This window comes from Micromonospora sp. NPDC005220, from assembly GCF_040607895.1.
Lineage (GTDB): Bacteria > Actinomycetota > Actinomycetes > Mycobacteriales > Micromonosporaceae > Micromonospora.
In genome coordinates this window covers 26,078-36,889 of the sequence record NZ_JBEXHP010000059.1, presented here as the reverse complement: position 1 = coordinate 36,889, position 10,812 = coordinate 26,078, and the positions used below count along the sequence as shown (strand labels likewise).

General features: G+C 73.0%; 6 protein-coding genes and 1 pseudogene. 2 read left to right on the top strand and 5 right to left on the bottom strand.

Annotated features, from left to right (window positions below; translation table 11 throughout):
* A pseudogene (locus ABZU52_RS21015) lies at positions 1–278 on the bottom strand (hypothetical protein); the annotation flags it as partial.
* Between the two features lie 1,199 nt (positions 279–1,477).
* Here ABZU52_RS21015 and ABZU52_RS21010 point away from each other — a divergent pair.
* Entirely contained in the window at positions 1,478–5,068 is a 3,591-nt protein-coding gene (locus tag ABZU52_RS21010) for an ABC transporter ATP-binding protein/permease (protein ID WP_354972683.1), read from the top strand.
* Between the two features lie 103 nt (positions 5,069–5,171).
* On the opposite strand, the gene ABZU52_RS21005 is transcribed toward ABZU52_RS21010, so the two are convergent.
* From ABZU52_RS21005 to ABZU52_RS20990, 4 genes are all read right to left on the bottom strand, one after another.
* The gene (locus ABZU52_RS21005) at positions 5,172–6,242 is read right to left on the bottom strand and encodes an NADH:flavin oxidoreductase/NADH oxidase (RefSeq protein ID WP_354972682.1); all 1,071 of its coding nucleotides are present in this window, start codon (positions 6,240–6,242) and stop codon (positions 5,172–5,174) included.
* Positions 6,243–6,309: 67 nt separating this feature from the next.
* On the bottom strand, positions 6,310–7,602 hold the full coding sequence (locus ABZU52_RS21000) for a dicarboxylate/amino acid:cation symporter (protein WP_354972684.1): 1,293 nt from the start codon (positions 7,600–7,602) through the stop codon (positions 6,310–6,312).
* A 169-nt stretch (positions 7,603–7,771) separates the two neighbouring features.
* Entirely contained in the window at positions 7,772–8,455 is a 684-nt protein-coding gene (locus ABZU52_RS20995; protein ID WP_354972681.1) for a DUF998 domain-containing protein, read from the bottom strand.
* Complete coding sequence (locus tag ABZU52_RS20990; RefSeq protein ID WP_354972680.1) at positions 8,448–9,413, bottom strand: glutathione S-transferase C-terminal domain-containing protein; 966 nt, start codon at positions 9,411–9,413, stop codon at positions 8,448–8,450. Before ABZU52_RS20990 ends, ABZU52_RS20995 begins: the two co-directional genes overlap by 8 nt.
* Positions 9,414–9,517: 104 nt before the next feature.
* On the opposite strand from ABZU52_RS20990, the gene pcaF reads away from it, so the two are divergent.
* The gene (gene pcaF / locus ABZU52_RS20985) at positions 9,518–10,723 is read left to right on the top strand and encodes a 3-oxoadipyl-CoA thiolase (protein ID WP_354972679.1); all 1,206 of its coding nucleotides are present in this window, start codon (positions 9,518–9,520) and stop codon (positions 10,721–10,723) included.
* The last annotated feature ends 89 nt before the right edge of the window (positions 10,724–10,812 follow it).

Below are 10,812 nucleotides of genomic sequence, written 5' to 3'. Positions count from 1 at the left end.
TGCAGGCTCGTCGCGATCGAGATCACCGCGGCCCGCTCCGGGAGACCGGCCTTCTTCGTCGCGGCGATGATCGCCTTGACGTTGGCCGTCTGCTCGTCGTTCAGGGTGATCCGGGACTGGTCGCCCTGCGGCTTCGGCGCGGCCGACTGCACCGCGACGGCGGCGGGCTTGGCGTCCACGGCCGGGTTGGCGTGAGCGGCGATCGGACCGGCGAAGACACCACCGGCGAACGCGAGACCAGCAACAGACAGCATGCTCTTACGGAAGATCGTGTTCATGGGGTTTAGCTCCTTCGGGGGTAGGACACCCGACCGCCAAGGGGGAACGGCGGTCACGGGTGCGAGCACCTCGTCCGGCGCTGCACAAAACAAGGAGAAAAAGTCTTCGGGGTGACGCCCACCGGGGGCGTCGGTCGGCGACTTCACGGGCCGGGGGGCTCGTGGCGCCGGGTCCATGTGTAACGACCGGCGGGCCGGGGTCATTCCGGGGTGGCCCATCCACCGGGCACCCTCATCAAGGCGGTGCCCGGGCGGTCGGTCGTGGGGACTGCAACGACCGGGGGGCCGACAGCATTCCGGGCTGGCCCCGTCCACCGGCACCCTCATCAAGGCGGTACCGGGTCGGTCGGTCGTGGGGACTGCAACGATCGGGCGGAGGCTGCCATTCCAACCTGCGCGACCTGCGATCCAACCCCCGTGGGGGCCGGGCGGGTGGGTCGGTGGTGCTGCGATCGTCAGGGTATGTAACGACCCCGGCCCGGCCATGATTCCGACCCACGAGTGCGGCCGGTCATGCCCATAAACACCCCCGACCAGACAAAACACCCACGCCGACCCCGGCGATCGGCGTTGAGTCGGCCCGTCACTTGGGTGATCCACTCGGGTTCACGGAAATCGGGGTATCCCGGACGACCGGACACCCCGACTTCATGAAACCCGAGTCGATCAAGAACCTCTATCACGGCGCTGCGCGACGGATTGTCGCCGAATCGGGCAAAACGCCAACCGATCGCCCCGGGCGAGTGCGAGCCGATCGCCCCACGAACGCCCCGGCGGGCACCCCACGAGACGCCCCGGCGGGCACCTCGGGAAACGCCCCGGCGGGCGCCCCACGAAAACGCCCCGGCGGGCGCTTCGGGAAACGCCCCGGCGGGCGCCCCACGAAAACGCCCCGGCGGGCGCCTCGGAGACGGCCCGGCGGGGCGCCTCACGAAACGCCCCGGCGGGCGCCCCCGTGAAGGCGCCGAACAAAACGCCAGCCGGGCGTACGGGTGTTCCGGGCGACGTGCCGTGCCGTAGGTGCGAACGCGGGACGGGTTGTCGAGGTTGGGTCGACGGCGGACGGGGCCTGAGCCGGTTCGCCGTTGCTCCTGGCTGAACCGGCGGATGCCCTGCTCAGGGCCGGAAAATCGGTTGAGTCGACGGGTTGGTGACGGCAGGCTGAGTTCTCCGCCACCCCACGTCCCGGAGGACTTTCCATGCGCCTGCTCCGTGATCTGTGGGGCACCTCGACCCGTCGTATGACGATCGTGGCCGTCCTGATCGTGCTCGGCGCCGCGGGGCAGGCGGGCGCGTCGGCGCTGGCCGGCGCGGTGCTGGTGCATCGCTCGGCTGGCTTCTTTGCCGTGCTGGCCGCGGCTCTGGTCGCCGTTGTCCTCAGCGACCTCGCGGTGAGTCTGCTGATGGCGGGCCTGACCGCCGACTGGTCCGCGGACGTGCGTCGCCGGCTCTGTCGCGTCGCTCTCGGGCAGGACCTGCCCACTTTGGAGACCACTCCGGTGGGCGAGTTGCTGGATCGGATCGACGGGGACGTCTATCAGGTGGCGTCGGCGATTCGTAACCAGGGCACCCGGCTGGCCCAGGGTCTCTGCGTCGGTCTGTTGTCGATGGTCGTGGCGCTGTTCGCGTGGTGGCCGGCGGGGATCGCGATGCTGCTGCTCACGGTGGTGCTCGCGGTCGGGCTGCGCCGGCCCACGGCGCGGATCGGCCCGGCCCGGATGGCCGAGGAGGAGGCGTGGTCCGACCTGGCCGCCGTGATGGAGGAGGCGGTGCACGGCCAGGACGACGTACGCACCAGTTTGGCTCGGCCGTACGTGCTGCGGTTGTACGCCCGGCGGGCCGCCGCGGTGCTGTCCCGGGGCAGTGTGGTCTGGGTGCTGTCCGCCAAGGTGGCGACGGTGGCCACCGCGACGATCCGGGCCGGCATCGGCGTGGTGGTGCTGGGCGGGGCGTGGGCGTTGGCCACCGATCGGGTCGACGCCGCCCGGCTCACCGCCATCTGGCTGCTCGCCCTGGCCTTCGGGGCGACCGCGGAACACGTCAGCCGGATGGTGCCGGAGATCCAGGAGGCGCTCGGCGCATGGGCTCGGGTGCAGTTGCTCCACAGGGCGCGGCAGGAACCGGTCGGCGGGGCCAGCCCGAGCGAGGGTGACCTGCGCATCCGGGATCTGACCTTCGCGTACGGAGAAAGTGACCGGGGGGCCGCGCTGCGCAGGCTCAGCCTCACCTTCTCCCGTGGCCGCTCGTACGCGTTGATCGGACGGACCGGTTCGGGTAAGTCGACGCTGGCGAAGGTGCTCACCCGGGCGGTCGACGTGCCGCCAGGCACGGTCTTCCTCGGCGGCACCGACCTGTGCGACCTCGACGTCGAGCAGCTGCGCCGCTGGGTGGCGCTGGTGCCGCAGCGCACCGAGATCCTGGCCGGCACGCTCGCCGAGAACGTCGCACTCTTCGACCCGGAGCTGCTCGACGCGGCGGCTCGGGCGCTCGACGAGCTGGGCCTGGCCGGTTGGATCGCCGAGCTGCCGGACGGGTTGACGACCCGGCTGGGTGAGGGCGGGCACGTGCTCTCTGCCGGTCAGGAGCAGTTGGTGGCGTTCGCCCGGATCCTGGTCCGGGAGCCGCACGTGGTGATCCTCGACGAGGCCACCGCGCGGTTGGACCCGGTCACCGAGGCGCGGGTGCAGCGGGCCACCGAACGGCTGCTGCGCGACCGGATCGGCATCGTCATCGCGCACCGACTCTCCTCGGTGCGCCGCTGTGACGAGGTGGTCGTCCTGGCCGACGGCGCGGTGGTCGAGGCCGGTCCGCTGGAGACGTCGACGCGCTTCGCCGAACTGTTGGCGACCAGCCACGCGGCCGCGTACGCCTCGGTGGCGTCGGCCGGTCGCACCGGCGTCGGCACCGACCTGCTGGTCGGCCCCGGTCCGGACGCGTGGCCGAGCGAGCCGACGCCCGCACTGGTCGAGCCGGTCGCGGCGAAGGAGCCGGCCGCCTGGGTCGGGCCGGTCGCGGCGAAGGAGCGGGCCGCACTGGTCGCGCCGACCGAGCAGGCCACATCGGGCGCGGCGGTCGGGCCGACCCGCACCGACCCGCCGCCACTGCCACCGGTGCCGCCGGCCCGGACGCTGCGGGAGATCTTCCGACTCTGCACCAACGATCCCCGGTACGGGGCGGCCGCGATCGTGCTGTTCCTCGGGCTCAGCCTGCTCGGGCTGGACGGCCCGGTGCTGCCCTGGCTCTGGGCGGACCTGGTCGACGGGACGGGCAACCCGTATCTGCCGGCGGTGGGGATCGTCGCCGGGTTGCTGGTCACCCTGCCGCTGCCGTACTACACCCACGTCTGGTTCCCGCAGTGGTGGGTGCGGCAGATGCTGCGGATCGGTCTTCGCCTGGTGCACGGCCAGACCGGGCCGCGCCGGGTCAGCTCACACACCCCGGCCGAGGTGGTGGCGCAGGGTGGGGACACCGAGCGGGTGGTCCAGCTCGCCGACAACGTGCTGGACCAGACCGTCGCGCTGGTGCTCGTGGTCGCCATGACGGCGGTCACCGGCAGCGTCGTACCCGGGCTGTTCTTCCTCGGCACGATGGTCGTCTCCGGTCTGGCCGCGACGCTGTTCGGGCCGAAGCTGGAGCGTGCGGCCCGGGCGACGGTGGCGGCGCGGGCCGCGTTCGCCACGGCACTGGTCTCCGCGCTCTCCGCAGCGCGGACGGTGAAGCTGGCCGGCGCGACCACGGCGGTGCTGCGCCACCTGGCCGGCCTGGACGTGCTGCGCAGCGACCGGCAGCGGCGGGAGATCTCGGTGCAGGTGTGGGCGCGCTCCACACCGTCGATGGCCAGCGGGCTGTTGCCGATCGGCGCCTGGGCGCTGTATCTGAACGGCTCGCTCTCCGCCGGGGCGGTGCTGGTGGCCGTCTCCACCCTGGGCGCGGCCCGCTGGTTCGCCTGGACGACGGCGTCGTTGATCTCGCAGCTGCCCTCGGCGCGGGTCTGGACCCGGCGCACGGCGGCGATGACCGGAGTGAGCGCGTACTCGGCGGGGGTGCCGGAGGTCGACCTGACCGCCGGGACGGCGCCCGCGCCGACCATGCCGCCCCGGCATCCGCTGCGCCGGCTGGAGCTGCGCGGCTTCGGGGTGGTGCACTCCGACGGCACGGTGGCCGTCCGGGACGTGGACCTGACCGTGCAGCGCGGGCAGTTGGTGCTGGTGGTCGGGCCGGTGGGGTCGGGCAAGTCCTCGTTGCTGCGGGCGCTGGCCGGCATCGTGCACCACACCGGCGAGCTGGCCTGGAACGGTGACCCGGTCACCGAGCCGGAGTTGTTCCTGCGTCCCAACCAGGTCGGCTACGTCGGTCAGTTGCCCCGGGTGCTCTCCGGCACGGTGGCGGACAACATCGCCCTCGGGCACCAGGTGGACGCGGCCGGGGCGGTCAGCACCGCCCAGCTCGACCATGACCTGGCCGCCGCCGGTGGTGGGCTGGGCCTGCTCATCGGTCACAAGGGCACCCGGCTCTCCGGCGGGCAGTTGCAGCGGTTGGCGCTGGCCCGGGCGCTGGCCCCGCGTACCGAACTGCTGGTCGCCGACGACGTGTCGTCGGCGCTGGACGTCACCACGGAGCTGGCGCTGTGGCAGGCGTTGCGGGGCCACGGGGTGACAGTGGTCGGCTCGACCGCGAAGCGCGCCGCGTTGGTCCGGGCCGACCACGTGGTGGTGCTGCTCGGTGGCACGGTGGCCGCCCAGGGCAGCTGGCAGGACCTGGAGGGCGACTGGTCGCACCTGGCCGGCTGAGAGTCGCCGGTCGCACCGAGAGGCCGGGAGTCGGGTGGAGGGCTCGGCGTCGCGCGGACGGTCGGGCGGCTGCTCGTGGAGCAGCCACCCGACCGGCCCGGGATCAGGCGGCGCGGGCGTACTGGGCGGGCCCGGTGTACGCGACGCCGAGCTTCGCGGCGGCCCGGCGCGGCCAGTACGGGTCGCGCAGCAACTCCCGGCCCAGCAGCACCAGGTCGGCCTCGCCGCTGGCGACGATCTGCTCGGCGTGCTCGGGCTCCACGATCAGGCCCACCGCGCCGGTCGGCACGCCGGCCTCGCGGCGGATCTGGGCAGCCAGGGGCACCTGGTAGCCGGGGCCGAGCAGCGGGATGCGCTGCTCGGTGCTGACGCCACCGGAGGAAGCGTCGACCAGGTCGACGCCGACGGCGGCCAGCTCACCGGCGAGCACCACGCTGTCGTCGATCGTCCAGCCGCCCTCGACCCAGTCGGTGGCGGAGATCCGGGTGAGCACCGGCACGTCCTCGCCGACCGCGGCACGCACCGCGCGGGCGACCTCCAGGGTGAGTCGCATCCGGGCGGCCCGGTCGCCGCCGTACGAGTCGGTGCGGTGGTTGGTCAGCGGCGAGAGGAACTCGTTGAGCAGGTAGCCGTGCGCGGCGTGGATCTCCACGGCGGCGAAGCCGGCGGCGAGGGCCCGCTCCGCGCCGGCCGCGTACGCCTCGACCACACCGGCGATGCCGGCCTCGTCGAGGCTGGTCGGCGTCCGGTAGTCGGCGGTGAACGGGTCCGAGCCGGGGGCGACGGGCGTCCAGCCGCCCTCGGCGTCCGGCACGCCACCGCGCTCCGGTGCCCAGGGCCGGTACGTGGAGGCCTTGAAGCCGGCGTGCGCGAGCTGAACGGCCGGTACGGCACCGTGGGCGGCGACGAACGCGGTGATCGGCCGCCACGCGTCGACGTGCGCACCGGACCACAGGCCGGTGTCCTGCGGGGTGATCCGACCCTCGGGGAGCACGGCGGTCGCCTCGGTCAGCACCAGCCCGGCGCCGCCGACCGCGCGACTGCCGAGGTGGATCAGGTGCCAGTCGGTGGGCAGCCCGTCCGGGCCGGCCGAGTACTGGCACATCGGTGCCATGGCGATCCGGTTGGGCACTGTGACCCCGCGCAGGGCCAGGGGAGTGAACAGGGAACTCATGAAGTCATCCTCTCGGACACGGCGACGGGCCCCGGGGAGAGGGGCCCGTCGCCGTACTGGTGAACGATCAGGCAGGAACGGGGCTGAGCTCGGGCCGGGAGTCGGCGACCGGCTCCGGCTCGGTCAAATCACGCCGGCCGGCGGACTCGTACGCCTCGCGGTCGAGGGTGCCCTCGCGGGCGGCGACCACGGTCGGCACCAGTGCCTGACCCGCGACGTTGGTGGCGGTGCGGATCATGTCCAGGATCGGGTCGATGGCCAGCAGCAGGCCGGCGCCGGCCAGCGGCAGGCCCAGCGTGCTGAGGGTCAGGGTGAGCATCACGATCGCGCCGGTCAGGCCGGCGGTCGCCGCCGAGCCGACCACCGAGACGAAGGCGATCAGAAGGTAGTCGCCGATGCCGAGGTGCACGCCGAACACCTGGGCCACGAAGATCGCGGCGAGGGCCGGGTAGATGGCGGCGCAGCCGTCCATCTTCGTGGTCGCGCCGAAGGGCACCGCGAACGAGGCGTACTCGCGGGGCACGCCGAGACGCTCGACGGAGCGCTGGGTCACCGGCATGGTGCCCACCGAGGAGCGGGACACGAAGGCCAGCTGGATCGCCGGCCAGGCGCCGGCGAAGAAGCGCAGCGGGTTGAGGCGGCCGGCGAGGATCAGCACCAGCGGGTAGACCACGAACAGCACGATGGCGCAGCCGACGTAGACGGCGGTGGTGAACTTCGCGAGGGGGGCCAGCAGGTCCCAGCCGTACGAGGCGACGGCGTTGCCGATCAGGCCGAGGGTGCCGATCGGGGCGAGCCGGATGACCCACCAGAGCGCCTTCTGGACGATCTCCAGCAGGGAGCGGTTCAGCGCCACGAACGGCTCGGCGGCCTCGCCGACCAGCAGGGCCGCGGCACCGATGACGACGGCGAGGAAGACGATCTGGAGGACGTTGCCCTCGACGAACGCGCCGACCGGGTTGGTGGGCACGATGCCGGTGAGGAAGTCGGTCCACGAGCCGGTGTTCTTCGGCGGCGCGGCGCCACCCAGGTCGAGGGTCACGCCCCTACCCGGGTTGGTGAGCAGGCCGAGGCCGATGCCGATGCTCACCGCGATCAGCGCGGTGATGCCGAACCACAACAGGGTCTTGAGGGCGAGCCGGGCGGCGTTGGCGACGCCGCGCAGGCTGACCACGCTGACCACGATGGCGGTGAAGACCAGCGGCGGCACGGCCAGCTTGAGCAGCTGGATGAAGAGGCTGCCGACGGTGTGCAGGGTGCTGGTGAGCCAGCTCAGGTCGTTGGTGCGGGCCAGGAAGCCCAGCGCGACGCCGAGCACGAGGCCGAGCAGGATCTGCACGGAGAAGGGAATTTTGCGCAGGCTGAAGAGCATGAAGATTGTATCCAATTGTCCGGTCCGATCGGGGTAGGCGCAGGAACGCGGCTAGCCCGGACAGATGCCACTGGCCTGCAGTCGAAGATCGACATACAGGCGGACAGTGAGGCCCCAGACGTTGCTCATCGCTCAGCGACGGTACGCCGATTCCCGCTCATTGCAAGGACTCATCGGCGTGAGGCTCCTTACAGAGGGCCAGCGCGGTGGCGGTGCTCAGGCCCCACAGCACCGCGAGGGCGAGGATCAGCCGCTCCAGCACCCCGACCACCGGACCCCGGCCGATCACCAGCATCGCCAGCCCCACCGTGGCGCCGAGCGGCAGCGCCAGCGCGGCGGCTCCGCCGGCCAGCCGACGCACCATCCGGCCGGCCGGCCCGGAGACGGCGAGCGTGACCATGGCGAAGACCACCGTCGCGGTCGCCGCGATGCTCGCGCCACCGTGCACCAGGTCCGCCGTCGTGGCCCGCTCGAACGGTGGCAGCGGGCAGCCGTCGGAGCAGGTCACCGCCCCGGACACGGCGGTGAACACGGCCCCGGCGGCGAGCAGCGCCGGGGCCGCCGCCCACACCCCGGGGGGCAGCGCCGCGCCGATCAGCAACAACGCGCCGGCAAGGGCCAGGACCCCGATCCGGTACGTCGCGGCGTGGGCGCTGCCGGCGATGCCCGCCTCGCTGACGTACCCGGTGAATCCCGGACCTGGACCGGCGACCACGGCGAACGTCACCGCCACCGCGCCGGCCAGGATGCAGCCGGCTGCGGCGGCCCCGGCGGCCCGGCGGGCGATGTCGCCGCGGGCCCTGGGCAGGGTCGGGTCGGCTGGCCGGGTCGGCTCAGCCACGCCCGTGCGGAGTGAGCCAGCCGGACTCGTCCGGCCCGAGGGGCACGATGCCGCTGGGATTGATCTCCCGGTGCGTGCCGTAGTAGTGCCGCTTGATGTGGTCGAAGTCCACCGTCTCGCCGAAGCCCGGCGTCTGGAACAGGTCCCGGGCGTACGCCCAGAGCACCGGCATCTCGGTCAGCTTGTTGCGGTTGCACTTGAAGTGCCCGTGGTACGCGGTGTCGAAGCGGATCAGTGTGGTGAACAGCCGCACGTCCGCCTCGGTGATCGCGTCACCCATCAGGTAACGCTGCCCGGCCAGCCGCTCGGAGAGCACGTCCAGTCGGGCGAAGAGCGCCCGGAACGCCTCGTCGTACGCCTGCTGGGAGGTGGCGAACCCGCACCGGTAGACGCCGTTGTTCACGTCGGTGTGGATCTCGGCCATCAGCGCGTTCATCTCGGGGCGCAGTTCGACCGGGTACAGATCCGGCGCGTCCGGCGCGTGCAGCCGCCGCCACTCGGTGGAGAAGTCGAGGGTGAGCTGCGGGTAGTCGTTGGTGACCACCCGGCCGGTCAGGGTGTCGACGAGCGCCGGCACGGTCACCCGGCCGATGTAGTCCGGGTCGGTGGCCAGGTACGCCTCGGAGAGGAAGCTCACGCCCAGGACCGGGTCGAAGCCGTCCGGGTCGAGGGCGAACGCCCAGCCCCGCTCGTCCCGGATCGGGTCGACGGTGCCCAGCGAGATCGCGTCGTCCAGCCCGAGCAGGCCGCGCACGATCCTCGCCCGGTGCGCCCACGGGCAGGCGCGGCACCAGATCAGCCGGTAGCGGCCCGCCTCCAGCGGCCAGCGGTCCTGCTCGTCGGGGCCGCCGCCGGGCGGGGAGGTCGAGTGCGGGGTGACCCGACCGGTGAACCGGTTCGGCTGGCGGACGAACGCGCCGCCGCCGCTGGTCTCTGCGCTGAACTGGGCCCGGGCCATGCCGTCAACCTATCCGTTGCCGGCGCGGATATCCTGGCGGCCGGCAGCCCTCGTGACCCGATGGCGTGCCCCACCCCCGCCGTCTGCACCCCTGAGGACTCGCGATGACCGTGGCATACCTGGTGGCCGGTGTCCGCACCCCGATCGGCCGGTACGCGGGCGCGCTGGCCGGCGTACGCCCCGACGACCTGGCCGCGCACGTGATCCGTGAGCTGGTCGCCCGCCACCCGTCGGTGGACTGGGCGCGGGTGGACGACGTCGTGCTCGGCTGCGCCAACCAGGCCGGCGAGGACAACCGCAACGTGGCCCGGATGGCGGCGCTGCTGGCCGGCCTGCCCGAGGAGGTGCCGGGCAGCACTGTCAACCGGCTCTGCGGCTCGGGCCTGGACGCGCTCGCCACCGCCGCCCGGTCCATCGTCGCCGGGGACGCGGAGTTGGTGATCGCCGGCGGGGTGGAGAGCATGAGCCGGGCGCCGTTCGTCATGCCGAAGGCGACGTCGGCGTACTCCCGATCGGCCGAGGTGTACGACACCACACTGGGTTGGCGGTTGGTGAACCCGTTGATGCGCGACGGGTGGGGGGTCGACTCGATGCCGGAGACGGCGGAGAACGTGGCCGCCGAGTACGGCGTCACCCGGGCCGAGCAGGACGCCTTCGCGTACCGCTCACAGCAGCGCGCGGCCAAGGCGCAGGCCGACGGCCGGTTCGCCGAGGAGATCGTGGCGGTGTCCGTGCCGGCCGGTCGTCGGGAGACCCGGCTGGTCGAGGCCGACGAGCACCCCCGGGAGACCACGCTTGCGAAGCTGGCCGCGCTGCCCACCCCGTTCCGCGACGGCGGCACGGTGACCGCCGGCAACTCCTCGGGCGTCAACGACGGCGCGGTCGCGCTGCTGGTGGCCAGCGAGGCGGCGGTTGCTCGGTACGGCCTGACCCCGCTGGCCCGGATCGTCGGTGCGGCGGTCGCCGGTGTGCCGCCTCGGATCATGGGGATCGGCCCGGTGCCGGCCACCCGCAAGCTGCTCGACCGGGTCGGCGTCGAGTTGGGCGCGGTGGACGTGGTGGAGCTGAACGAGGCGTTCGCCGCGCAGTCCGTGGCGGTACTGCGCGAGCTGGGGCTGCCGGTGGACGCCGACCACGTCAACCCGAACGGTGGGGCGATCGCGCTGGGGCACCCGCTCGGTGCCAGCGGCGCGCGGCTGGCGCTGACCGCCGCCCTGGAGTTGCGCCGTCGCGGTGGCCGCCGGGCGCTGGCCACCATGTGCATCGGCGTTGGTCAAGGCATCTCGCTGTTGCTGGAGTCCGCCGCCTAGAGTGGTGCACACCACACGACCCGCGGGTCGGCCGGTGCTCGCGTGTGCCCGCGGCACGCCCATACGCCGGTGCTGTCCCGTGCCGCGGC

Excerpts from the sequence above, each read along its gene's own strand:
- ABZU52_RS21010 (WP_354972683.1), top strand. The coding sequence starts at position 1,478 with ATGCGCCTGCTCCGTGATCTGTGGGGCACCTCGACCCGTCGTATGACG.
- ABZU52_RS21005 (WP_354972682.1), bottom strand. The coding sequence starts at position 6,242 with ATGAGTTCCCTGTTCACTCCCCTGGCCCTGCGCGGGGTCACAGTGCCC.
- ABZU52_RS20990 (WP_354972680.1), bottom strand. The coding sequence starts at position 9,413 with ATGGCCCGGGCCCAGTTCAGCGCAGAGACCAGCGGCGGCGGCGCGTTC.
- pcaF (WP_354972679.1), top strand. The coding sequence starts at position 9,518 with ATGACCGTGGCATACCTGGTGGCCGGTGTCCGCACCCCGATCGGCCGG.